Below are 22,512 nucleotides of genomic sequence, written 5' to 3' on the forward strand. Positions count from 1 at the left end.
CCTCGCCGAGCTTGTGTACGCGCAGCACGATGCCAGCGTCGCGGTAGAGACTCACCCCCTCATTGTGCCGTGCGGGGAGGACGAAAGCCGCACACGCCGCGCCTATGCTCGTGCCATGACCGCAGGATATTCCGGTACGCCGCAGCTCAAGAAGCTCGGCATCAAGCCCGGCCTTCGATTGGTCGTCGTGGGCAAGTCCCCCGGCTGGGAGTTCGCCGAACCGCTCGAGGACGTCGAGCTCGTCGAGCCGGGACCCACAGATGTGGCGCTGGTGTTCGTGCGCGAGCGGGCGCAGGTCGACTTCGCGACGTGGGGTCAGTGGATCTTCCCGGCTGGGTCGATCTGGGTCGCCTGGCCGCGCAAAGCCGCAGGTCACGTCAGCGATGTTGACGAGAACGCGATCCGCGATGCCGCGCTTGAGCTGGGCTTGGTCGACGTGAAGGTCGCCGCGATCGACACCGACTGGTCAGGGCTCAAGATCGTGTGGCGCAAGGAGAACCGCTAGTCGAGGCAGAACTCGTTGCCCTCGGGGTCCTGCATCGCGATCATTCCCTCGTCCACGGCGTTGGCTTCGAACCGATACATCTCGGTCGCTCCCAGAGCCTTGAGTCGCTCGGCTTCAGCGGAAAGCGCTGCCATGCGCTCGTCGCCCTTCAGACCGGGAGCAGCGCGTACGTCGAGGTGGACGCGGTTCTTGGCGGTCTTGCCCTCGGGCACCCTCTGGATGTAGATCCGCGGGCCTTTGCCTTCGGGATCGATGATCGCCGAACGGGAGTCGCGCTCCTCTGGCGGAACACCCCACGCGTCGAACGCCGCTTCCCAGGTGCCGAACTCCTCGGGTGGAGGTTGGACGACATAACCGAGCGCCTCAGCCCAGAACGCCGCAAGCGCGGCGGGATCAGCGCAATCGAATGTGACTTGGACCTCTCTCGCCATGATTTCTCCCCTCCCGATCCTCAGACGAACTCGACACCCTGCGCAAGGGGCAGCTCGGTCGAGTAGTTGACCGTGTTGGTCGATCGACGCATGTACGCGCGCCAGGCGTCCGAGCCCGACTCGCGACCGCCACCGGTCTCCTTCTCGCCGCCGAACGCTCCGCCGATCTCGGCGCCCGAGGGTCCGATGTTGACGTTGGCGATACCGCAGTCCGATCCGACCACGGATACGAACGTCTCGGCCTCGCGGACGTTGAGCGTGAAGATCGACGACGACAGGCCCTGGGCGACGTCGTTATGCAGCGCGAGTGCCTCGTCGAAGTCGGAGTAGGTCAGGACGTACAGCAGCGGTGCGAACGTCTCGGCCTTCACGATCTCGGTCTGCTTGGGCATGTCGATGATCGCGGGGTGCACGTAGAAGCCACCGTCGCTCTCCGACTGGGTGCCTCCGGTGACCAGGTCGCCGCCGTCCGACTGCGCCTGCGCCACCGCAGCGCCGAAGGCCGTGAACGCCTGCTCGTCGACCAGTGGGCCGACCAGCGTCGACGACTCCAGCGGCGAGCCGATCGGGAGCGTCTCGTATGCGGCCTTTAGGCCAGCCACGAGCTCGTCCTTGATCGATTCGTGCACGATGATGCGGCGCAGTGACGTGCAGCGCTGACCGGCGGTGCCGACAGCGGAGAACACGATGCCGCGTACGGCGAGGTCGAGGTCCGCGGACGGGGCGACGATCGCGGCGTTGTTGCCGCCGAGCTCGAGGAGCGTACGACCCAGACGGGCGGCCACGCGAGGCGCGACCTCCTTGCCCATACGGGTCGAACCAGTCGCCGAGACGAGAGCAACACGACGGTCGTCGACCATGAGCTCGCCGACCGTACGATCGCCGATCAACGGCGCCGACAGACCATCGGGGACGCCAGCGCGACGGCCGGCTTCCGCGGCAAGCGCCTGGCAACCGACGGCGGTGAGCAGCGTCTTCTCGGACGGCTTCCAGACGACCGCGTCGCCACAGACGAACGCGAGAGCAGCGTTCCAGGACCATACGGCGACCGGGAAGTTGAAGGCCGAGATGACGCCGATGACGCCGAGTGGATGCCACTGCTCCATCATCCGGTGACCGGGGCGCTCCGTGGCGATCGTCAGGCCGTGCAGCTGGCGCGACAGACCAACAGCGAGATCGCAGATGTCGATCATTTCCTGGACCTCGCCGAGACCCTCCGACACGATCTTGCCGGCTTCGATCGAGACCAGAGCGCCGAGATCTTCCTTGTGCTCACGCAGCAGCTCACCCAGCTCGCGGACGAACTGGCCGCGTACGGGAGCCGGGACGGTGCGCCATTGCTCGAACGCCGACTGCGCGCGACCGATGATGTCGGACACCTCCGCCGGAGTGTGCGACTTCAAGCGACCGATCTCGCTGCCGTCGATCGGCGAACGGCAGATCAGGTCGCCGTCGGCTGGCAGCTCGGCGCCGAGGCGACCGAGGATGTCCTTCGTACGGGTTGCGATGTCAGTCATGTCAGATCCGTCCCTGCTCGGCGAAGTGCCGGCCTGCCTGTGTTGAGTAGAGCTGCTCGAGCGTGATGTCTTCTTGCTTGATGAAGCCTGCCCCCGGCAGAACGCCGTCGGCGACGAGCTCGACCACGCTGACCGCCGAGGCGGCCGTGGTCCAGGAGATCGCGCGCCAGATACGTCCGGAGATGTCGATCGGCTTGTAGCCGCGTACGTAGTTCTCGCGGAACGGCTGACCCGACTTCACACCTTCGACGGCGGCATGGATGTAGACGATGTCGTCGTTGACCGGGGGCTTCGAGTCGATCAGCATCTTGCCGACCAGCTCAGGCTGGTCACGCAGGTTGAGCTCGTCGAAGAGGAAGTGCATCTGGTCGAAGTGTCCGGGATAGCGCAGCGTCTTGTAGTCGAGCCGCTGGACGGAGCCTTCGTACGTCTGGCACATCGTGCCGAGGCCGCCGGAGGTCAGCGCCGCTTCGAGCTCGATTCCGCCAATGAGCACGCGTTCCTGCCCAGTCATCGCCGGCACCATCTGGCGGTGGCCGGAGCGGAGCACTTCACAGTCGTTGAGGTACTCGTTGACGACGCCTTCCGGCGACCAGTTGATGGCATAGCCGAGCAGCCCTGTCGGGTTCTGCGGCAGTGCGCCGACCTTGAGCTCGATCGCACGGATCTCGTCGAAGGTCGCGGCGATCGAGGCACCGATGATCCCGATCAGACCAGGCGCGAGACCACACTGTGGTGCGAACGCCACCGTGGCACCCTCGGCGAGCTCGATCACGCGGTTGGTCGTCGGGACGTCCTCGGTGAGGTCGAAGTAGTGCACGCCGGCCTCGGCGGCAGCTTCGGCAATGGCCGCGTTCAGGCTGTAAGGCAGGCACGAGATGATCGCGTCGACTCCGCGCAGCGCGTCACTAAGACCATCACGCACGTCCAACGGACGTACCTCGAATCCGAGGTCATCTCGCGGCGCAGCGTCATATCCGATGACCTTGAAGCCGGACTCCCCCAGCATGACGGCCACGAGCTCGCCGACCTTGCCCAGACCGAATACGGCCACCTGATTGATGATGCGCGCCACAAACCCTCCTCCATGGAAACCGAACCAACGTTCGGTCTCGGAAATCGTAACGCAAGTGACTGTACCGGCCGGTACAGCACCCTCAGTCCGGCAAAGCCATCCCGACCGCACGGTTTGCGGCTGACACCACTGCTCGCAGCGAGGCCGTCACGATGTTGGCGTGGATGCCAACTCCCCAGACGGTTTCGCCCGCAACATTGCACTCGACGTACGCGACAGCTTGTGAGTCGCCGCCCTTCGACAGCGCGTGCTCGGAGTAGTCGAGGACCTGGATGTCAGCACCCGCCTGGCGCATGCCATCGACGAACGCCGCGACAGGGCCATTGCCCTCGCCCTTGAACTCCCGCACCGTACCGCGTACGCGCAGCTCGACGACCTGCTGGTCACGTCCGTCCTCAGCCGTCACCGAGCTGAAGCTCTGGAGCTCGTATGGTTCGACGCGATCGATGTATTCACGCTGGAACGCGGCCCAGATCTCGTTGGGCTCGATCTCGCCGGCTTCGCCCTCGGTGAGCTCCTGCACAACCCGGCTGAACTCGATCTGCAGGCGACGCGGCAGGTCCAGGTGGTGGTCGTTCTTGAGGATGTACGCGACGCCACCCTTGCCGGACTGGCTGTTGACGCGAATCACGGCTTCGTACGTACGGCCGACGTCCTTTGGATCGATCGGCAGGTAGGGCACAGCCCAGGCCACCTCATCGACCGACTGCCCGGCGTCGGCTGCATCCTTCGCCAGCACCTCCAGGCCCTTCTTGATCGCATCCTGGTGCGAGCCCGAGAACGCCGTGTAGACCAGGTCGCCGCCGTAGGGGTGGCGCTCGGGTACGGGCAGCTCGTTGCAGTACTCGACCGTGCGGCGGATGCCGTCGATGTCGCTGAAGTCGATCTGCGGGTCGATGCCCTGGCTGAACAGGTTGAGCCCCAGTGTCACCAGGCACACGTTGCCGGTGCGCTCGCCATTGCCGAACAGGCAGCCTTCGATGCGGTCGGCGCCGGCCATGTAGCCCAGCTCGGCCGCAGCAACGCCCGTGCCGCGGTCGTTGTGCGGGTGCAGTGACAGCACGATGCTGTCGCGGCGCGGCAGGTTGCGATGCATCCACTCGATCGAGTCGGCGTAGACGTTGGGCGTTGCCATCTCGACCGTCGCCGGCAGGTTGATGATCAACGGCCACTCAGGCGTGGGATCGATCACCTCGATGACCTTGCTGCATACCTCGAGCGCGTAGTCCAGCTCGGTGCCGGTGTAGGACTCCGGCGAGTACTCGTACGAGATCTTGGTGTCGGGTGTGTGGATGTCGGCGTACTTCATGCAGAGCCGCGCACCCTGTGTCGCAATGTCGGTGATGCCGTCCTTGTCCATGCCGAACACGACGCGACGCTGCAGCGTGGACGTCGAGTTGTAGAAATGAACGATGGCCTGCTTGGCACCGACGAGAGACTGGAACGTGCGGTCGATCAGCGGCTCACGGCACTGCGTCAGCACCTGGATCACGACATCGTCGGGGATGTGGTCGCCCTCGACCAGCTGCCGGACGAAGTCGAAGTCGGTCTGGCTGGCGCTGGGGAAGCCGACCTCGATCTCCTTGTAGCCCATCTCCACGAGCAGCTTGAACATCGCCAGCTTGCGCGGAGGGGTCATGGGGTCGATCAGGGCCTGGTTGCCGTCGCGAAGGTCAACGGCGCACCATCGCGGTGCGGCAGTGATGGTCTTGGCCGGCCAGGTGCGGTCTTCCAGGGCGATCGGCACAAATGGCTCGTATCGCCCAAAGGGCATACCGCTGGGTTGCTGTGGGGTGTTGGGGTAGCTCGTCATCGGAGAGTTCCTCGTGAGGTTTGTCTGGGGCTGAGGTGGCCGGTACGTGACAAACTCCGCGCCGAGGGGTCCGACCTAGAGGACCTCGACGCGGCAACGAAGGAGCAAGCTCTTCATCCGCATGGTGGATTTAGGCTAGCACTTCGGGTCGGAGGACGGCGTAGGTTCCCCTCCCTGCGAGCGAGCGCGGCAACGCGGCGGCGCGCAGCCGTTCGCCGCGTGAAGCTCCCTCGCCCAGTGAACGAAGGACTGCGCGGAGGTCGACCCTTCCATCGTCGGTGGCGCCCTCACGAGAGAACCGCGCGGCCTCAACTCGTCGGAGCAGCCGGTCGAGCGCCTCGACGTCGACGCCCTCACGCGTACGCAGGCGGGAGGCAAACCCGCGAGGCGTATCTGCGCGTGACGTGACGATGCCGAAGTCCTGTGCCGTGTCTTCGAGCTCATTCCAGAGTGGATCGACGGATCGCCTGCTCACCCGCCACGCACGACGTATGCGCCGCAGCAGCAATGGCGTGAGCCCGAGCACGAGAAGCCCGAGAGCAGTGGCGACCAGCGTGCGCGTTGTCGTCGAGCCGGCTGTCTCAGTCGGCGCTGCACCCTGTGCTCCGAACTCCTGACCATCAAGTCCGCCCGGGCGCTGCGTCGCATCTCCCCCGCTGTCGACCGGCTCCGAAGGAGCGCCGTCGGACTCGGCGAATGCGGTTGCCGACCCGACGCGAGGAGTGGGCTCAAAGCCGACCCAGCCTGCGCCTTCGAAGTACAGCTCAGTCCAGGCGTGCAGGTCATCGGAGGTGTTGCCGTACACGTTCTTGCCACCCCGGGTGTCGATGACGTCTCCGGGCGCGTAGCCGACGGCGATGCGGGACGGTATGCCGAGCGTGCGGGCCATCACCGCCATGGTCGATGAGAAGTGAACGCAGTAGCCAGACTTCTTGTCGAGGAACTGCTCGATCACGTCCACGCCATTGCCGTCGTAGCCATCAGCAACGGGCGCGGACTCGGAGTAGCGGAAGCTGCCATTGCGCAGGTATCGCTGCAGTGCCAGGGCACGGTCGTAGTCAGTCGCGGCGTCCGCCGTGATCTCAAGAGCGGTCTCGCCGATGACAGACGGCATGTCAGTCGGCAGCGCGAGGTACGGGTCGAGCGAAGGCCTGAACCTCGACGACAGCTCACGCATCTGGTCAGCCGTCGGGGCGATCTTGATGCTGTTGACGGTGTAGGTCTGACCGCGAGTGTCGTTCCGGGCCGATCTGATCGTGAGCCCCACTCGCTCGTATTCCCATGGGCCCTTGAGCCCTGAGATGCCCAATGCGGGATAGGGCGCCGGCACCAGCGAGCTGCGGAGGTTCTTGATCGAGATGGTCGTACGCGTGTCGGTCGTCTTGATGTCGGGATCGATGCCGATCTGACCCTCGATCCGGTCGCCAGCAACTGACTGACCTGGACGCCAGGTCTTGCCCGAGAAGTCCCGCAGCGTCGAGACCTTGAGGTAGGGCGCCGCCTTGGCGTTCGTCGTGTAGGTCAGGGCGAGCGACGTGCTGTTGCGCCGAAGATTCTGGCCCAGCTCGAGCATCGGGTTGATCCCGCGTCCGAACACCGGAGTGGGAGCCTTGCCCCACGATGTGGCGACCGCACGAATGTCCGGCAGCAACGGCGGAAGCAGCGCACTCACCATCAGCGCCAAGACGGCGACGATCAGAGCCGGCGACCGTCCACGCCATCCTCGATCCGTACGTTCGCGGGTGCGGGTCCGGAGGAGGAACAGCCACAAGGTGGCGACGACCAGGAAGATCCACACGCGTGGTGTGTCACCTGCGGTGATGGCTGGAGCGACGAACACTGCCACCAACATGACGCCGACCAGCTGCGCGGCGCGAACGCGCTCCAACAACCAGTCGCCGATGATCGCCAGGAGCCCGAACGCTCCCGCGATCACCAGGATGATCGGCTCGGCGGCGGCAACCGGAGCGGCTTCCTCGACCATGATGTCCTGCGCGCGACCCAGCATGCGGCCCAGCTCGGCGAGGCTGCTGGGCGTCGGGATGATACCCACCATGGTCTGCGGCACGAAGATCCAGGCCAGCACCAGCAGCTCAACCATCAGGGCGATCGGCCAGACATGGCGGACGCCAACAGATCGCAGAACTGCGCAGGTGACGCCCGTCAGGATCGCGACGAGGATCGCCGGCACGTACCAAGAGCGGCCGTCGATGACCGTGGTGAATCCCCACAGCAACGCCGCCAGGGCGGCAGCGAGCACAGCGTGATCGGCCCACACCGCGCGTGCGGTGCGACGTGCGGTCGGGCGGGCTGCCGGTCTAAGCACGGATGACTCCGTCGAACAGCGACCACATCTGGTTCAGGTCGTCGTTGGGCCGATAGGTGACGACCTTCCAGCGCGCGTCGTCGAGTACGTCGAGCGCCGCGGCGGAAGTGCCGGCGGCGACGAAGGCGTGCACGTCGCGCGCTCCCCCGACGGCGTGAACCCAGTGCTGCGCTCGAGGTATGTCGATGCGACCAAGGATCGCGAAGGCCGCACGCTCCGGCTTCATCGGGCGATCGTGGTCATTCTCGTTCGGCTCGAGGATGGCGAGATCGACCATCGCATCCTCGACCGAGTCCTGCCCATCGGCGATCTCGCATTCAATGGCCGGACTGCTGGTCTGGAACGCGACAACGTAGCCGGTACGGGCGAGGTGGTGGACGATCGATGCCGCAGCGACGATCCCCCACTCGAAGGTCGGCGAGTGTTCCCAGATGCCCTTGCTGTCGCGCGCCGTGCCCTGCGTACGCGGCTCGCAGTCGAGGAACACCCCAGCGCGAGGGTTGATCTGCTGCTCTTCCTGCCGCACCATCAGCTGCCCTCGATGCGCCGTGGCCTTCCAGTGCAGTCGCTTCATGGCGTCACCCGGCAGGTAGGTGCGCGCGATGATGTCGTCGTCGCCAACGCCCACGTGCTGTGGAGCGGGACGAGTCGCGCCCGCATCGCTCTCACCGCGGGGCGCCAAAGGCTGCAGATCGACGCGGCGGGGCAGCACGATCAGCGGTTCGGACGATCCGAACGAGTGACGGCGAAACACCAGACCGAAGGGATCGAGCACCTGCACGCGCAGCGGACCGATCAAGTGGCGACCACGTCGGAGGCCCTGCAGCCCGTACGAGAACGAGACCCTCGAATCGGACTGACGGCTGCCTCCCAGCGCTGGAAGGACTCCCGCGGCGTCACCGGAGATTCCGGCAGGAAGCTCGTCCTCCCACTCGGCCTCCAAGCACGGGATCATCGACAGGTTGGTGACTCGCACTGTCGCCTTGGCCGTGCTGCCCGGCGCGACGACCTGCGGCGAGAACGAACGCTCGATCAGAACGTTCGAGTGGCCGCCGAACACGAAGATCGTCGAGAAGACGACCAGACCGACGAGCAACACCGTCACGTACAGCAGCGCAGGCAGCGACAGGATCGGTGCGGCGACAAAGCAGGCCAGCGCAGCGACCAGGAAGCCAATGCCCCGCGGCGTGAGGACGACCGAGCGCACCGGCCTCACGACGGCTGGACGGCTCCGGCGGGCACTGGCGTCTCCGCCACAATGCGCTCCATGACGTCCGCGGTATCCGCAACACCGCGCATCGGGATGAGACGGTGCGGGAGCACCACAGGGATCAGGACGTCTATGTCGTCGGGAAGTACGAAGTCGCGCCCTTGCACTGCGGCGCGGGCCTTGGCGGCGCGTACCAGCTGGAGGGTCGCTCGCGGGCTGGCCCCCAGCCGTAGCTCGGCGTCGTCGCGGGTGGCCTGGGCGATGTCGACGGCGTACTGCTCAACCGCGGGTGACACGTAGATGGCCCGGGCAACAGCGATCATGCTCTGCACGTCCTCGATCGAAACAACGGCGTCGAGCTGGTCGAACGGATTGCTCGTGTCGCGACCCTGCACCATCTCAAGCTCGGCGGCCGCTGACGGGTAGCCCATCGAGATGCGAGCCATGAAGCGGTCGCGCTGGGCCTCGGGCAACGCGTACGTGCCCTCCATCTCGAAGGGATTCTGCGTCGCGACGACCGTGAACGGGCTGCCCAGCTCATACGTCGTGCCGTCGACCGTGACCTGACGCTCCTCCATCGCTTCAAGCAGCGCGGACTGGGTCTTCGGCGACGCACGGTTGATCTCGTCGCCAATCACGATGTTGGCGAAGACAGCTCCGGGCTTGAACTCGAACTCACGATCGGCCTGGTTGTAGACCGAGACGCCGGTGATGTCAGACGGCAGGAGATCCGGGGTGAACTGGATGCGGCGTACTGAGCAGCTGACCGAGCGCGCGAGCGCTTTCGCGAGCACGGTTTTGCCGACTCCTGGAACGTCCTCGATCAGCAGATGGCCTTCGGCGAGGAAAACAACAAGGGCGGCCTCAGCCGCTTCTGGTTTGCCGTCGATGACCTTCTCGATGTTGGCGAGGATGGCTCGAGCGGCTGTCTCAAACTCCATACGTGATGGTAGTCACACTGGGTCAAACGCGCACCAAACGCATAGCCAATTGTCAGGTTCGTACGTGGAGTTGCGAGCAACAATTGCTGCATGGCAATTCCCGACTTCCTGCCGACGCTTTCGGCCGGATCCCACGACGCCGAGCACGGCGAAGCCTGCGTGATGGAATACGTCTCGCTCCTCGCTGGCGAGGAGTGGAGCGACCGCCCCGAGTGCACGCATCCGCTGCTGGCGCACGAGGCGCGTACGACCAACGACCTCCTGCGCGAGAGCGACCGTACGAGGTTGGTCCCGCTGATCGGTCGACTGTTCGGCACGACCGAGGATTCGCCCGAGCTCCGCGCCCGGCTGCGCATCATGCAGGCGCGTCAGGTCATCGCGCTGCTGGAGCCCGAGTCGCGCTCACATGCGTTGGCTGCCGTCGAGCGTGCTGAGTCGTGGATCGGCCAACCCAGTGACGACGAGGACGTACGGCAGGCGTTCGCCGACGCCATGTCGTTCCCGTTCGCCTCAGGCGACCTGGACCCTCAGCACGTCGAGTTCCATCACGCCGCGTCGCGGATGTTCCCCTTCGCACTCTCCCCCGAGCTCGAGGCTGCAGAGGCGTACGCGCTCACGGCGATCGTCATCGCGCACCGCATCGCCGCTTCCGGCGAATGCCGCGCTGACTGCGGCAACAGCCCGGCTCGAGCCCGCCGCATGGTCAAAGACTTGGCCGGCCTGATCGACGTCTATGACGAGGTCACCGGGCGCATCGCCCGCGAAGTCACGGCCGACGAAGTACGCGAGCTGGCCGCCAGCATCGGCTAGTTGACCGATGCGTCCAGCAGCTTCTTCTTGAGCTTGTTGATGTCAGTGATCGCCTCGACGGTGGCGGCATCGAAGAACGCCTCCTTCCAGAACGCCGACTCCATGAACATGTAGTTGTCCTTGAAGTCAGGATGCGCCTTGAACAATGCCTTCTTGAACGCCTTGTCAGCGGACTTGCTGCTCTTCAGCATCCGCTGAACCTCCGTCTGGAGCTTGGCGTTGGTCGGGTCGATGTCACCGAACACGGAGCCGATTGACTCGAGACTGCCGTAGAACGACGCGAATCCCTTCCTGAGTTGTACGCACAAGTCGCCGTATGAGGTGGAATCGCAGCTACCGGGCGAGAAGTACCGCTTCATGACGTACTTCCGTTCGACGTTGATCGCCTTGATGAGCAGCTCGGCGTACTGAGCTCTCTTGGCGGCTGTCGTGGGAAGGCAGTCGTACTCGTAGCTCGACGGGCAGTAATACTCCGTCTGACCGACTTTGAGCCGCAGACCTTCAGCCCGCTTAACAAGCTTGTTGGCGCCCGAGTCGCCTTCCTTGGCGGAGTTGACCTTGATGTTCCACGCGCAGTCACGATGCATCTGAACCAGCACCTTGTCGGCTGCCCTGGCGTACGCCTTGACCGCCTTCTCGCGCGCCTTGGACGACTTGATCGCCTTCCGCTCAGCGGGGCTGAAGTACTTGAAGACACTGTTGGACTTCGTCGGCAGCGCCGCGGCATTCTTGGCAGCGGACTTGCGGTAGTTCCGAATATCCGAGCAGGCACGCTTCTGCTTCTTGAGCGACTTCTTCAACGTCGCATCCTCGAAGTCCCACAGCTCGCTGTTCGCAGCGGCCGGAGCACCGACCAAGTCGTTCTTCTGGTCGTTCCAGGCGTCGACCGCGTTGTCGTACTTCTCGGCGTTCGAGTTGCCCTTGGCGTTGGCGCCGTATGCCCCTCCACCGAGCACCAGCGTCACAAGGACACCGACGATGATCCACTTGCGGTTGAGCCGGCGGCGGCGCCGAGGCGTTGGCTCCGGCGCAGGAGTCGGCAGGATCGGATCAGTCATGGTGGGGTCCCCGGATTTCGAATGTGGTCAACGCTGCCGGGAATGTCCCCCAGACAAGTCGGATCAGCCTACTTGCGATCTTGCTCAGCGTTTGGCAAATGACCATTCGAGTAGCTTGTCGACCGGCCAGGTCGTCACGATGCGATCGGCTGGAACGCCATTCGCATCGGCGCGCTCGGCGCCGTAGTCAAGGAAATCGAGCTGTCCCGGCGCGTGGGCGTCGGTGTTGATCGCGAACAGGCAGCCGGCGTCGAGCGCCATCGCAATCAGGTTGTTGGGCGGGTCCTGTCGCTCCGGTCGTGAGTTGATCTCGACGGCGACGTCGTTCTTGGCGCATGCCGCGAACACCTTCTTGGCGTCGAACTTCGACTGATCACGCTTGCCCCGCGATCCCTGCACGAGGCGTCCGGTGCAGTGGCCGAGGACATTTGTGTGCGGATCGTTGACGGCGTTCACCATGCGACGGGTCATGCCGATCGAGTCCATCTTGAGCTTTGAGTGCACACTCGCGACCACGACGTCGAGCTTGTTGAGCATGCGATCGGTCTGGTCGAGTCTGCCGTCGTCAAGGATGTCGACCTCGATCCCGCTCAGGAACCGGAAGTCGTCGTACGAGTCGTTGACCTTCGCGACGATCTTGAGCTGCTCGGTCAATCGCTCGGCGGTCAGCCCGTTGGCCACGGTGAGCCGCGGCGAGTGGTCAGTGAGCACTTGGTACTCGCGGCCACGCCAGTGCGCGGCTCGCGCCATCTCCTCGATCGGCGATCCGCCGTCGGACCAGTTGGAGTGGCTGTGGAGGTCGCCGCGCAGCGTGGCACGCAGCTCGGCACCACCCTTGGCCAGCGGCTCATCGGTCCTGAGATCGGCGAGGTAGTCGGGCACGTCGCCCTCGACGGCTTGCTTGATGACGCTGAACGTACGGTCGCCGATGCCTTTCGTCCGCTTGAGCGCACCACTCTCGAGGCGCTTCGCGAGCTCATCCTGCGACAGGTCCTCGATGATTGCGGCCGCCTTGCGGAACGCCTCGACCTTGTAGGTCACGGCAAGCTGGCGCTCGAGCCAGAACCCGATCTCGTTGAGCGCCTCAGCCGCATCCATGCCGCCAGTTTGCCCCACGGTTCACGCGTTTCCAGAACGGGACAGATCAATCGCTGACATCATTCGGTGACCCTGCGGAAGGTTTCACATGACGACGTCCGACGCTCCGGACCCGACTCCACGCTCAGCGACACTGCTCGAGTCTGTCGACCACACCCGATCCTCGATGCTCGACGCGGTCCGGACGGGTGCCATCGCGTACACAGCGGTGTGGGTGGTGACCTTCCTGATCGGCGCCGCAGCACTGCTGGCTGTCGAGGCGGAGGACAACGTTCCTTGGTCGTGGTACCTGACCACGCCCGGCCAGGCCATCGCGATGTCGTCCAACGGAGCATTCAGCCAGACGACCACCGTGGATTTCGGCGACGAGTTCGACGAAGAGTACTCCGAGGAGTTCGGTGGCGAGTTCGACGAAGAGTTCGACGAAGAGTTCAGCGACCTCGAGGAGGGTGAGGACCTCGGATTCCCCGAAGACGGTGAGTGCTGCACTGATGAAGGCGAGTTGATCGACGAGAGCTTTCCCTCCGACGACGAACTGAGCGAAGAAGAGTTCGACGACGAGCTGAGCGTCGACGAGCTGAGCGACGACGAGTTCGATGAAGCGTTCGGTGACGAGTTCACCTCGACATCACAATTCACCGCGATCTCGTTGACCGTCCTCGCACTCATGGTCGGCGTGTTGTGGGTCGCCAGCCGCCGGGCCGAACGACGTCGCTCCACTCCGTCGCGAAAGTCCGTGCTTGCGGCGGCGGTCGTGACGGGGACGACGTTCGCCCTGTTCACCTGGGCGGTGGCATTCGCCGCGCGAGTCGACCTCGAAGGCAGTTGGGGACATGCCGGCAGCCTGTCGATTCTGTTCTATGCCTCAGTCCTCGGGACCGTCGTTGCCCTTCTGGCCCGACGACCCATCGCACGGCACCAGGCGTTGAGCCATGTCCCGACCCAGCTGGCGGCAGCTGTCCGCGGTGTTGTGGTCTACCTCGCGGCGTTCGTCGTGTTGTTGGTGCCGACGGCGGCCATCTACGCGATCGTCAAGGGTGAGGCAGAGGCGATCTTGGTGTTCCCTCTCGCGATCCTCAATCTCGCTGCGTACGGGATCACCTTCGGCCAGTTCGCCGGCGTGGAGTCGCCGGTCTTTGCATTTGGCGACGACTCAGGCGCGCGCTTCGTCTGGCTGTTCAGCAAGGATGTGGATGGGTTCCTGTACGTATTGATTCCGCTCTCACTCGTGGCGCTCGCTGTTGCCGTTGCTGCCCTCACTCGACGCTCAGCCGGACGTTCCAGGACGTCGCTCGACGCGTTCTGGCTCGTCGCGACCTTCGCCGGAACGGGGGCTCTGCTCACAGCTTTGACCGTTGTGAGCACAAGCACCTCGAGTTTCGGCGCCGCATTTGGAGAGAGCAGCGAGACCTTCAGCATCTCGCTCTCACTCGTGCCCTGGTTCTTCCTCGTGATGGCGGGATGGGGCGTGATCACCGAGATCGCGATCCGCATCGTCGGCCGACCGCTGGCCGCAGTTGTGCCGGACAAGCTCCTGGATCGACTCGCCGGAAGCTGACTTCACTCGTACGGTCGAAGCATGATCAGGCGACGCATTGTGGTGCGCGGGGATGTACAGGGCGTGTTCTTTCGGGCCTCATGCGAGCAGGAAGCGCGTCGCTTGGGAGTTGCCGGCTGGGTCAGCAATCGCCGCGATGGTGCCGTGGAAGCGACCTTCGAGGGTGACGACGAAGCCGTCGAGGCGATGATCGAGTGGGCTCGCGGTGGGCCGCCTCGCGCGACCGTCGATGCGATAGACGTGACGGACGAAGATCCGCAGGGCGAACGCGGCTTCAGCGTCCGCTAGAAGCCAAGCTTGCGCAGCTGCTTGGGGTCGCGCTGCCACTCCTTGGCGACCTTGACGTGGAGGTCGAGGTAGACCGGGGTGCCCAGAATCGCCTCGATCTGCGCGCGGGAGTTGGAGCCGATCTCCTTCAGGCGCGAGCCCTGCTTGCCGATGATGATGCCCTTTTGGCTGTCGCGCTCGACGTAGACGTTGACGCGTACGTCGATCATCGGCTTGTCAGCGGGCCGATCGGGGCGGGGCACCATCTCGTCGACCACAACGGCGATCGAGTGCGGGAGCTCATCGCGTACGCCTTCGAGCGCGACCTCACGAATGATCTCCGCGATCAGCGTCTCTTCGGGCTCGTCGGTCAGCTGACCTTCCGGGTAGAGCGCGGGTCCCTCCGGAAGTGTCGCGACCAACAGCTCGGCCAACAGATCGACCTGCTCGCCGGAGACGGCCGAGACCGGGATGATCTCTTTCCACTGCAGCCCAGCGTCAGCGCCGGCCTGCTGAATCGAAAGCAGGTGATCACGCAGCTTGTCACCCTTGACAAGGTCAGTCTTCGTGGCGATGGCGAACACCGGCTTGCGGCTGATCTGAGCCAGCTCGCGGATCAGGAACTTGTCGCCCTCGCCAACGGATTCGTTGGCGGGCAGGCACATACCGATCGTGTCGACCTCCGACCACGTCGTACGCACGAGCGCGTTGAGGCGCTGACCGAGCAACGTGTGCGGCTTGTGCAGGCCAGGCGTGTCGATCAGAACAAGCTGACCGTCCTCACGGTGAACCAGGCCGCGGATCGCGTGTCGCGTCGTCTGCGGCTTCGATGAAGTGATTGCGATCTTGCCGCCGACCAGCGCGTTGGTCAGCGTCGACTTGCCTGCGTTGGGACGGCCGACGAAACAAGCGAATCCGGAGCGAAACGTGCTCACGTGACGCCCACGCGAATGACTTTGCCCTCGAGGTCGGCGATGTAGACGTTGATGCCGCGACCCGACACATCGCGTACGGCGGTGCCATCGACAATCGGCTCGGGGTGGCGTTCAGCGACCAGCGCCGCCGCCTCAATGTTCTTTGCGCCCGACGAGACCGCCATGGCGACCGCCAGGTCGAGGGCGTCGAAGCGCAGCGACGGGAGCACCACCGTGGCAGCCGTGTAGGTGCGGCCGTCCTGGTCGCGTACGGCCGCACCATGCTGTGCGCTCGTACGGGCGCGCGAGGAGCGGGCCAGCGTGATCAACTTGGCGTCCTCAGGATTGAGCTCCATCGTCACTTCCTTCCGTTAGCCGGCTGACCAGCACGTGGCCGATGCGATTGCGTCGACCTGTGGGACCTTCGGCCTCAAACCGTAAGCCCTCGACCTCCACCACGCTGCCTCGGATCGGCACCTTCCCGAGGTGCTTGGCCATCAGGCCGCCAACGGAGTCGACGTCTTCGTCCTCGATCGGTATGTCGAACAGGTCCTCAAGGTCGTCGACCTCGAAACGGGAGCTCAGCCGCCATGAGCCATCGGCGAGCATCTCGTTCTCCTCGGGCTCGGAGTCGTACTCATCGGTGATCTCGCCGACGATCTCTTCGACGATGTCCTCGATCGTGACCATGCCGGACGTTCCACCGAACTCGTCGACCACGATCGCAACGTGGGTGCGCTGCGCCTGCATCTCCTTGAGGAGGTCGTCAATCGGCTTCGTGTCAGGGATGTAGAGGACTGGCCGGGCGAGCGATTCGATGCGCTCGGTCGTCTCCGCCTCGTGATTGTCGAAGACTCGCTTGGTGATGTCCTTGAGATAGGCCATGCCGATGATGTCGTCGAGGTTCTCATCGATCACGGGCATACGACTGAATCCGCTGCGCAGGGCCAACGACATAGCCTGGCGGAGCGTCTTGTGCTGCTCGACGAAGACGAGATCCGTACGCGGCACCATGACCTCGCGGACGATCGTGTCGCCGAGCTCGAACACCGACTGAATCATCTTGCCCTCTTCGGACTCGATGATCGAGCTGGCCGCGGCAAGGTCGACGAGCTCGCGCACTTCGACCTCCGATGCGAACGGCCCTTCGCTGAAGCCCTTGCCCGGAGTGACCGCATTGCCGAGCAGGATCAGCAATTGAGGCAACCGCCAAAGCAGCTTGGTCAGCACGAGCACCGGGATCGTCGACCGGAGTGCGATCGACTCGGCATGCTGGCGCCCGAGCGTTCGAGGGCCGACACCGATCAGCACGAAGCTGACGACGACCATGATGGCCACGGCCACCGCGAAGCGCGTCCAGAGACCGTCGATGTCATCGGCGACAACCAGAGCGACGAGGACGATGCTCGAGGTTTCGGCGAGCACACGCAGCAGTAGCACGGAGTTGAGGTAGGGCGCGGGATCCTCGAGGATCTCTGCGAGGCGGGCTGCGCCTGCACGGCCCTCGTCCTCCAACTCCTCGGCGCGAGCCTTGGAGAACGACGAGAGGGCTGCGTCGACGCTCACGAGCAGTCCGGCCACGACGGCCAGGATCGCTGAGACGACTATCGGAAGGACCATCACGCCGACTCGGGGTCCACGCCGTCGGCGGCCTGCTGCCACTCGAGCAGCAGTCGACCCTGAACGCCGAACATCTCCTTGTGCTCCGACGGCTCAGCATGGTCGTAGCCGAGCAGGTGCAGGATCCCGTGCACCGTGAGCAGATTGACCTCGTCCTGCGTCGTATGTCCAGCAGCAGGTGCCTGCTGCTCGGCGACCTGCGGGCACAGTGCGATGTCACCGAGGTAGCCCTCGGGGGCCTCCTCGCCGTCACGGCCCGGGGTCAGCTCATCCATCGGGAACGACAGGACGTCAGTCGGCCCTTCCTTGTCCATCCACTGTTTGTTGAGCACAGCGATCGTCGCCGGATCGACGAGACGGAGGGTCAGCTCGGTTGCGGGGTGCAGACGCATACGGCGCATCGCGAAGCGGCAGAGTCGGGTCAGCGCGACGACGTCAACGTCTGCGCCGGACTCATTGAGAACGTCGACGTTCATTGGCCTGCGCACCCGCCTGCGCCGTGTCTTCGTACTCGCCGTATGCAGCGACGATGCGGCCCACGAGCTTGTGGCGAACGACGTCTGAAGCCGTCAGCATCGAGAAGTGGATGTCGCGTACGTCCTCGAGCACGTCCTGGACGACACGGAGGCCACTCTTGGAAGCGGTCGGCAGGTCGACCTGAGTGACGTCACCGGTCACGACCATGCGCGAGCCAAAGCCCAGGCGGGTCAGGAACATCTTCATCTGTTCCTGCGTCGTGTTCTGTGCCTCGTCGAGGATGATGAACGCGTCATTGAGCGTGCGGCCCCTCATGTACGCGAGAGGTGCCACCTCGATGACACCCGAAGCCAGGAGCTTGGGGATCGTCTCGGGGTCGATCATGTCGTGCAGCGCGTCATAAAGCGGCCGAAGGTAGGGATCGATCTTTTCGCCGAGCGTGCCGGGCAGGAAGCCCAAGTGCTCGCCGGCTTCGACGGCCGGACGCGTCAGGATGATGCGGGTGACTTCCTTGGCCTGCAGCGCCTGGACGGCCTTTGCCATCGCGAGGTAGGTCTTGCCCGTACCTGCTGGGCCGATGCCGAAGACGATGGTGTGCTTGTCGATCGCGTCGACATACTTCTTCTGGTTGACCGTCTTGGGACGGATCGTCCGTCCGCGGTTGGACAGAATGTTGAGGCTGAGGACCTCGGCGGGCTTCTCCTCGGTCTCGGTCTGGAGCATGCTGATGCTGCGCTCGACCGTCTCGGGAGTCAGGTGCTGACCCGTACGCACGATCGTCACGAGCTCATCGAGCAGACGCTCGATCATCGCCGCTTCTGCAGGCGATCCGGTGACCGTGATCGTGTTTCCGCGCACGTGAATGCGCGCCTCGAAGGAATCTTCTATGAGGCGCAGGAATTCGTCGGCTGGCCCGAGCAGCGATACCGCTGGCACGCTCGACGGAATCGAGAACGTATGTGCCGGAGCGTTGGCGGGCGTGGTGTCGTCAGTCATGTGCATTCAATCGTACGCAACGCCAGCGGCACCGCGCGAATTCCGAGCGACGTGTTCAGGGCGTCGGCGTCCCTGCCAGCCATCCCCGCACGGTCTCCCACGACCCCGGCGAGCTCGCATCGAACGCCGCGTTGAGGTCAGCCAACGTCACGGAGCGCAGAGAGTCTCCCCAGGCGCGCTCCGCCTTCGCCATGACCTGGGCGATTCCGCAGGGCACCTTGCACGCTTCAGCCGACGCCGGGAACGGTCCACGCTGGCGAATCTCGGTGCAGCGGAAGGCGGGCTCGGGCCCGTCAATGGCTTGCACGATGTCGTAGACCGAGATCTCGCTGCCGGAGCGGGTGAGGAGATATCCCCCGTCCCGGCCCTCGATCGCCTGCACCAGACCGGAGTGGGACAACGCTTGCATGTGCTTGGCGAGGTAGGTCTTGGAGACGCCGTGCAGCTCGGCGAGCTTTGTCACCGGGACTGGCTCGGTAGCCGCGCTCAAGATGGCGCAGCTGTGCACTGCCCACTCGACTCCTGCTGACATCTTCATGATGCCATCATACCCGGATAGAAATTGTCTGAGTATGGTTCTAGACTAACTCGGACAAGTGTTATCCGCATTCATTCGAAGGAGTCATCACATGCGCATCGCAATCGCCGGTTCGACAGGCCTCGTCGGAACTCAGGTAGTAGCTGCCGCAATTGCCGCAGGACATGAGGTCGTCGAGCTGGCCCGTCAGCACGGGATCGACCTCACGGTCGCCGACGGGCTCGCAGAGCGTCTGATCTGAGTCGACGCCGTCATCGACGTCACCCAGGGCCCGCTCGAAGAGCCAGAAGCCAGCGAATTCTTCACCACCGTGGCCCGAAACCTCGGTGAGGCCGCCACCACCGCGGGTGTCACCCGGAGCGTTGTGTTGTCGATCATCGGGATCGAGAAGATGACTGATTACGGCTACTACGCCGCCAAGCTCGCCCAGGAGAAGGCCGTTGAGGCCTTTGCGCCCGATCCCCACATCCTGCGTGCTGCCCAGTTCCTCGACTTCCCGGGTCAGATGCTCAGCTGGTACCGCCAGGGCGACACCGTCACCATTCCCGAGATGAAGACACAGCCCGTGGCAATCGACGAAATCGTGCGTCTCCTCCTGGCACTGGCCGACGGCACCGAGACACGGCACCTCGTCGAGCTCGCCGGACCGAAGGTTGAGGATCTCGATGATCTGGTCCGACAGGTCGCAGCACGACAAGGTGAACGAGTCACCGTCGAGTCCAGCGTCATGAACGAGGGCATGGCCGAAGGCGCTTGCCTCGCAGGCCCGGATGCGATCATCGCCGGGCCCGATTTCGCGACGTGGCTCTCCGAGAAGGTCTAGCCCGGAGGCCAGGTCATGGAGCGGCCGGCCAGTACGTGGCCGTGGCAGTGGAACACCGTCTGGCTGGCGTCGGCGCCGGTGTTGAACACCAAGCGGTATGAACCGTTGCCGGACCCATCGGCGATCGCCTTCGCCTCATTGAGCAGGGCGATCGCTGCATCGGGATCAGCGGCCGCGAGGCTGCCGATGTCGGGCTCGTGCCGACGCGGGATGACCAGGACGTGGGTCGGCGCCTCGGGGTTGATGTCCTTGAACGCGATGGTGTGCTCGGACTCGCGGACGATCTCGGCAGGAATGTCACCCACGAGGATCTTGCAGAACAGGCAGTCGGTGTCGCTCACTTGAAGGCATCCTTGATCTTGCCGAAGACGCCCTTGGAGTTGACGCCCATCAGCGCTTCGGGTCGTTCCTCGTCGCGAAGCTTGGCCAGCTGAGCAAGCAGCGCGCGCTGCTCGTCGTCTATGCGAGAAGGCGTCTCGACGATGACCTGAACGTTGAGGTCGCCACGCCCCGATCCGCGCAGACGCGGGACACCCCAGCCCTTGATCGTGATGGTGTCGCCGGACTGGGTACCGGCAGCAACGTCGAGTGGCACCGTCTTGGTGTCCTCGTCAGTGTCGTGTACGTCAGCTTCGAGCGTCGGCAGATCGAGGTGGGCGCCGAGCGCCGCCGCAGTCATTGGCAGCGTGACCTGGCAGAACAGCTGATCGCCCTTGCGGCTGAACATCGGATGGCGTCGCACGTTGATCTCCAGATAGAGATCGCCAGCCGGTCCGCCTCCGGGGCCGACCTCACCCTCTCCGGAGAGCTGGATGCGGGTGCCGTGGTCGACGCCCGCTGGGATCGTCACCGAGATCGAGCGACGCGAACGTACGCGGCCTTCACCTGCGCACTCCGCGCACGGCTCGGGGATCACGGTGCCGTAGCCGTGGCACGCAGGGCAGGGGCGCGACGTACGGATGTCACCGAGCAGCGAGCGCTGGACGTGCTGGACGTCGCCATGTCCGTGGCACGTACGACACGTGACCGGCTCGGATCCGGCAGCGGCACCACTGCCGCTGCAGGTCGTGCAGGTGACGGCCGTGTCGACCTTGATCTCCTGGCTGACGCCGAACGCGGCTTCGGCCAGGTCGATCGTCAGGCGCAGCAGCGCGTCCTGTCCGCGCTGCATGCGGGGACGGGGTCCGCGGCCGGTGTTCTGGCCGAAGAACGCGTCCATGATGTCGTCGAACGAGAATCCCTGCCCGAAGCCTGATCCGCCGGCGCCGCGCAACGGGTCGCCGCCGCGGTCGAAGGTCGCCCGCTTCTGCGGATCGGAGAGCACCTCGTACGCAATGGTGATCTCCTTGAACCGCTCAGAGGCGTCAGGCGCGTCATTGACGTCAGGGTGCAGCTGACGCGCGAGCTTGCGGTAAGCCTTCTTGAGCTCTTCCGCGCTCGCGTCGCGTCCGACGCCGAGTGTTGCGTAGTAGTCCTGTGCCATGAGTCCTGGTTCTGGTTGTCGGGTTTAGGTGTCCGCCAGCGATCGCCCGACATAGCGGGCGACAGCGCTCACAGCGGCCATCGTTGCGGGGTAGTCCATACGGGTCGGTCCGACCGTGCCAAGGGTCGCGAGTGCCTGCTCGTCGGCGCCGTAGGAGGTCGAGACCACGGCCGTTCCGAGCAGGTTGTCGTTGCCAGTCTCTGCGCCGATGCGCACTGTGAGGCCGGAAGTGGCTTCGCCGAGGAGCTTGAGCAGCACGACCTGCTCCTCGATCGCCTCCAGAACCGGCTTGATCGAGGTGTCGAAGTCGCTGCCGAACCGGGCGAGGTTGGCAGCACCTCCGACGGCAATGCGCTCGTCCGACCGCTCGTTGGTGAAGGTCTGCGAGAGCGTGGCGACGATCGAGGAGACGATCGGGCGGTCGTTGGGCTCGAACGTCTCGATCATGTCAGCGAGCCGTAGCGATGCCTCGGGCAGTCGCTGGCCGAGCGATGCGTGCGCGATGCGCGAACGCAGGTCTGCCAACAGCTGCTCGGACGGGGTCTCGACGAGCTCGATGATGCGTTGCTCGACGCGACCACTGCTGGTGATGACGACGAGCAGCACACGCGAACCCTCGAGCGCCACGACCTCGATGTGCCGAACCGTCGAGCGCGTGAGTGACGGGTATTGCACGATGGCGACCTGATTGGTGAGCTGCGCGAGCACTCGTACGCTGCGCTGCACCACGTCATCGACATCGACCGCGCCTGTCAGGAAGGTCTCGATCGCCCTGCGCTCTGCCTGCGACAGCGCCTTGACCGTGGCCAACCGGTCGACAAACATCCGGTAGCCCTTGTCGGTCGGGATGCGTCCGGCGCTGGTGTGGGGCTGGGTGATGTAGCCCTCGTCCTCCAACGCGACCATGTCGTTGCGGATCGTCGCAGGTGAGACGCCCAGGTGATGGCGCTCGACGAGGGCGCGTGATCCCACCGGCTCCTGCGTCGAGACGTAGTCCTCGACGATGGCGCGGAGAACGTCGAGACGGCGATCGTCAGACATAGTTCTTCCTT

General features: G+C 64.7%; 24 protein-coding genes. 6 read left to right on the plus strand and 18 right to left on the minus strand.

Features of this window, described 5'->3' with window-relative positions:
* Positions 1-115: 115 nt before the first annotated feature.
* Positions 116-505 carry a DUF3052 domain-containing protein gene (locus V6M39_RS14920; RefSeq protein WP_332644603.1) on the plus strand — a complete coding sequence of 130 codons (390 nt, stop codon included), beginning with the start codon at positions 116-118 and terminating at the stop codon, positions 503-505.
* Here the strand turns inward: V6M39_RS14920 and V6M39_RS14925 are convergent.
* The 7 genes from V6M39_RS14925 to V6M39_RS14955 all read right to left on the minus strand — a co-directional run bounded on the left by V6M39_RS14925 (position 502) and on the right by V6M39_RS14955 (position 9,818).
* Positions 502-936: a VOC family protein gene (locus V6M39_RS14925; protein ID WP_332644604.1), complete on the minus strand. Its 435-nt coding sequence runs from the start codon at positions 934-936 to the stop codon at positions 502-504. The two genes, V6M39_RS14920 and V6M39_RS14925, sit on opposite strands and share 4 nt — an antisense overlap.
* A gap of 20 nt (positions 937-956) precedes the next feature.
* Positions 957-2,453 (minus strand): L-piperidine-6-carboxylate dehydrogenase, encoded by a 1,497-nt coding sequence (gene amaB, locus V6M39_RS14930; protein ID WP_332644605.1) that lies wholly within the window; start codon positions 2,451-2,453, stop codon positions 957-959.
* 1 nt (position 2,454) lies between these two features.
* Entirely contained in the window at positions 2,455-3,528 is a 1,074-nt protein-coding gene (locus V6M39_RS14935) for a saccharopine dehydrogenase family protein (RefSeq protein ID WP_332644606.1), read from the minus strand.
* A gap of 82 nt (positions 3,529-3,610) precedes the next feature.
* Positions 3,611-5,341 (minus strand): 2-isopropylmalate synthase, encoded by a 1,731-nt coding sequence (gene leuA / locus V6M39_RS14940; protein WP_332644607.1) that lies wholly within the window; start codon positions 5,339-5,341, stop codon positions 3,611-3,613.
* Positions 5,342-5,471: 130 nt separating this feature from the next.
* Complete coding sequence (locus V6M39_RS14945; RefSeq protein WP_332644608.1) at positions 5,472-7,667, minus strand: transglutaminase TgpA family protein; 2,196 nt, start codon at positions 7,665-7,667, stop codon at positions 5,472-5,474.
* Entirely contained in the window at positions 7,660-8,883 is a 1,224-nt protein-coding gene (locus V6M39_RS14950) for a DUF58 domain-containing protein (protein WP_332644609.1), read from the minus strand. The genes V6M39_RS14945 and V6M39_RS14950 overlap by 8 nt, the downstream gene beginning before the upstream one ends.
* Positions 8,880-9,818: an AAA family ATPase gene (locus tag V6M39_RS14955; RefSeq protein WP_332644610.1), complete on the minus strand. Its 939-nt coding sequence runs from the start codon at positions 9,816-9,818 to the stop codon at positions 8,880-8,882. The genes V6M39_RS14950 and V6M39_RS14955 overlap by 4 nt, the downstream gene beginning before the upstream one ends.
* A 90-nt stretch (positions 9,819-9,908) precedes the next feature.
* Here V6M39_RS14955 and V6M39_RS14960 point away from each other — a divergent pair, with 90 nt between their 5' ends.
* Positions 9,909-10,628 carry a hypothetical protein gene (locus V6M39_RS14960; protein WP_332644611.1) on the plus strand — a complete coding sequence of 240 codons (720 nt, stop codon included), beginning with the start codon at positions 9,909-9,911 and terminating at the stop codon, positions 10,626-10,628.
* Here the strand turns inward: V6M39_RS14960 and V6M39_RS14965 are convergent.
* Together V6M39_RS14965 and V6M39_RS14970 are read right to left on the minus strand one after the other, a co-directional pair.
* Positions 10,625-11,686, minus strand: a complete 1,062-nt coding sequence (locus tag V6M39_RS14965; RefSeq protein WP_332644612.1) for a hypothetical protein — start codon at positions 11,684-11,686, stop codon at positions 10,625-10,627. The two genes, V6M39_RS14960 and V6M39_RS14965, sit on opposite strands and share 4 nt — an antisense overlap.
* Positions 11,687-11,770: 84 nt before the next feature.
* A complete protein-coding gene (locus V6M39_RS14970) occupies positions 11,771-12,784 on the minus strand; it encodes a PHP domain-containing protein (RefSeq protein ID WP_332644613.1) in 1,014 nt (337 codons plus the stop codon).
* A gap of 88 nt (positions 12,785-12,872) precedes the next feature.
* Here V6M39_RS14970 and V6M39_RS14975 point away from each other — a divergent pair, with 88 nt between their 5' ends.
* Positions 12,873-14,342 carry a hypothetical protein gene (locus V6M39_RS14975; protein ID WP_332644614.1) on the plus strand — a complete coding sequence of 490 codons (1,470 nt, stop codon included), beginning with the start codon at positions 12,873-12,875 and terminating at the stop codon, positions 14,340-14,342.
* A 21-nt stretch (positions 14,343-14,363) separates the two neighbouring features.
* Complete coding sequence (locus tag V6M39_RS14980; RefSeq protein ID WP_332644615.1) at positions 14,364-14,630, plus strand: acylphosphatase; 267 nt, start codon at positions 14,364-14,366, stop codon at positions 14,628-14,630.
* On the opposite strand, the gene era is transcribed toward V6M39_RS14980, so the two are convergent.
* The 6 genes from era to V6M39_RS15010 are packed head-to-tail and all read right to left on the minus strand — an operon-like array spanning position 14,627 to position 19,154.
* Positions 14,627-15,544, minus strand: a complete 918-nt coding sequence (gene era, locus V6M39_RS14985) for a GTPase Era (RefSeq protein WP_332644616.1) — start codon at positions 15,542-15,544, stop codon at positions 14,627-14,629. The genes V6M39_RS14980 and era overlap by 4 nt on opposite strands.
* Entirely contained in the window at positions 15,541-15,879 is a 339-nt protein-coding gene (locus tag V6M39_RS14990) for a cytidine deaminase (protein ID WP_332644617.1), read from the minus strand. Before V6M39_RS14990 ends, era begins: the two co-directional genes overlap by 4 nt.
* Positions 15,863-17,143 carry a hemolysin family protein gene (locus V6M39_RS14995; RefSeq protein WP_332644618.1) on the minus strand — a complete coding sequence of 427 codons (1,281 nt, stop codon included), beginning with the start codon at positions 17,141-17,143 and terminating at the stop codon, positions 15,863-15,865. Before V6M39_RS14995 ends, V6M39_RS14990 begins: the two co-directional genes overlap by 17 nt.
* Positions 17,143-17,619, minus strand: a complete 477-nt coding sequence (ybeY, locus tag V6M39_RS15000; protein WP_332644619.1) for an rRNA maturation RNase YbeY — start codon at positions 17,617-17,619, stop codon at positions 17,143-17,145. The genes V6M39_RS14995 and ybeY overlap by 1 nt, the downstream gene beginning before the upstream one ends.
* Positions 17,597-18,616, minus strand: a complete 1,020-nt coding sequence (locus V6M39_RS15005) for a PhoH family protein (RefSeq protein ID WP_332644620.1) — start codon at positions 18,614-18,616, stop codon at positions 17,597-17,599. Before V6M39_RS15005 ends, ybeY begins: the two co-directional genes overlap by 23 nt.
* Before the next feature lie 55 nt (positions 18,617-18,671).
* A complete protein-coding gene (locus tag V6M39_RS15010) occupies positions 18,672-19,154 on the minus strand; it encodes an RrF2 family transcriptional regulator (protein WP_332644621.1) in 483 nt (160 codons plus the stop codon).
* A gap of 91 nt (positions 19,155-19,245) precedes the next feature.
* On the opposite strand from V6M39_RS15010, the gene V6M39_RS15015 reads away from it, so the two are divergent.
* Together V6M39_RS15015 and V6M39_RS15020 are read left to right on the plus strand one after the other, a co-directional pair.
* Positions 19,246-19,395, plus strand: coding sequence for a hypothetical protein (locus tag V6M39_RS15015; protein ID WP_332644622.1), 150 nt, complete (start codon positions 19,246-19,248; stop codon positions 19,393-19,395).
* A 69-nt stretch (positions 19,396-19,464) separates the two neighbouring features.
* Positions 19,465-19,977: an SDR family oxidoreductase gene (locus V6M39_RS15020; RefSeq protein WP_332644623.1), complete on the plus strand. Its 513-nt coding sequence runs from the start codon at positions 19,465-19,467 to the stop codon at positions 19,975-19,977.
* Here the strand turns inward: V6M39_RS15020 and V6M39_RS15025 are convergent.
* Genes V6M39_RS15025 through hrcA form a run of 3 tightly spaced genes read right to left on the minus strand, consistent with a single transcriptional unit; the run spans position 19,974 to position 22,501 of the window.
* Complete coding sequence (locus tag V6M39_RS15025; RefSeq protein ID WP_332644624.1) at positions 19,974-20,318, minus strand: HIT domain-containing protein; 345 nt, start codon at positions 20,316-20,318, stop codon at positions 19,974-19,976. The two genes, V6M39_RS15020 and V6M39_RS15025, sit on opposite strands and share 4 nt — an antisense overlap.
* Positions 20,315-21,460 carry a molecular chaperone DnaJ gene (gene dnaJ / locus V6M39_RS15030; protein WP_332644625.1) on the minus strand — a complete coding sequence of 382 codons (1,146 nt, stop codon included), beginning with the start codon at positions 21,458-21,460 and terminating at the stop codon, positions 20,315-20,317. Before dnaJ ends, V6M39_RS15025 begins: the two co-directional genes overlap by 4 nt.
* A gap of 24 nt (positions 21,461-21,484) precedes the next feature.
* Positions 21,485-22,501 carry a heat-inducible transcriptional repressor HrcA gene (gene hrcA, locus V6M39_RS15035; protein WP_332644626.1) on the minus strand — a complete coding sequence of 339 codons (1,017 nt, stop codon included), beginning with the start codon at positions 22,499-22,501 and terminating at the stop codon, positions 21,485-21,487.
* Between the last annotated feature and the right edge of the window lie 11 nt (positions 22,502-22,512).

Source organism: Aeromicrobium sp. (assembly GCF_036675695.1).
In the GTDB taxonomy this organism is placed as follows: Bacteria; Actinomycetota; Actinomycetes; order Propionibacteriales; family Nocardioidaceae; genus Aeromicrobium.

Excerpts from the sequence above, each read along its gene's own strand:
- V6M39_RS14960 (WP_332644611.1), top strand. The coding sequence starts at position 9,909 with ATGGCAATTCCCGACTTCCTGCCGACGCTTTCGGCCGGATCCCACGAC.
- V6M39_RS14920 (WP_332644603.1), top strand. The coding sequence starts at position 116 with ATGACCGCAGGATATTCCGGTACGCCGCAGCTCAAGAAGCTCGGCATC.
- V6M39_RS15010 (WP_332644621.1), bottom strand. The coding sequence starts at position 19,154 with ATGAAGATGTCAGCAGGAGTCGAGTGGGCAGTGCACAGCTGCGCCATC.
- dnaJ (WP_332644625.1), bottom strand. The coding sequence starts at position 21,460 with ATGGCACAGGACTACTACGCAACACTCGGCGTCGGACGCGACGCGAGC.
- ybeY (WP_332644619.1), bottom strand. The coding sequence starts at position 17,619 with ATGAACGTCGACGTTCTCAATGAGTCCGGCGCAGACGTTGACGTCGTC.
- V6M39_RS15015 (WP_332644622.1), top strand. The coding sequence starts at position 19,246 with ATGCGCATCGCAATCGCCGGTTCGACAGGCCTCGTCGGAACTCAGGTA.
- V6M39_RS14955 (WP_332644610.1), bottom strand. The coding sequence starts at position 9,818 with ATGGAGTTTGAGACAGCCGCTCGAGCCATCCTCGCCAACATCGAGAAG.
- V6M39_RS14990 (WP_332644617.1), bottom strand. The coding sequence starts at position 15,879 with ATGGAGCTCAATCCTGAGGACGCCAAGTTGATCACGCTGGCCCGCTCC.
- V6M39_RS14925 (WP_332644604.1), bottom strand. The coding sequence starts at position 936 with ATGGCGAGAGAGGTCCAAGTCACATTCGATTGCGCTGATCCCGCCGCG.
- V6M39_RS14980 (WP_332644615.1), top strand. The coding sequence starts at position 14,364 with ATGATCAGGCGACGCATTGTGGTGCGCGGGGATGTACAGGGCGTGTTC.
- amaB (WP_332644605.1), bottom strand. The coding sequence starts at position 2,453 with ATGACTGACATCGCAACCCGTACGAAGGACATCCTCGGTCGCCTCGGC.
- leuA (WP_332644607.1), bottom strand. The coding sequence starts at position 5,341 with ATGACGAGCTACCCCAACACCCCACAGCAACCCAGCGGTATGCCCTTT.
- hrcA (WP_332644626.1), bottom strand. The coding sequence starts at position 22,501 with ATGTCTGACGATCGCCGTCTCGACGTTCTCCGCGCCATCGTCGAGGAC.
- V6M39_RS14995 (WP_332644618.1), bottom strand. The coding sequence starts at position 17,143 with ATGGTCCTTCCGATAGTCGTCTCAGCGATCCTGGCCGTCGTGGCCGGA.
- V6M39_RS14975 (WP_332644614.1), top strand. The coding sequence starts at position 12,873 with ATGACGACGTCCGACGCTCCGGACCCGACTCCACGCTCAGCGACACTG.
- V6M39_RS15005 (WP_332644620.1), bottom strand. The coding sequence starts at position 18,616 with ATGACTGACGACACCACGCCCGCCAACGCTCCGGCACATACGTTCTCG.
- V6M39_RS14965 (WP_332644612.1), bottom strand. The coding sequence starts at position 11,686 with ATGACTGATCCGATCCTGCCGACTCCTGCGCCGGAGCCAACGCCTCGG.
- V6M39_RS14970 (WP_332644613.1), bottom strand. The coding sequence starts at position 12,784 with ATGGATGCGGCTGAGGCGCTCAACGAGATCGGGTTCTGGCTCGAGCGC.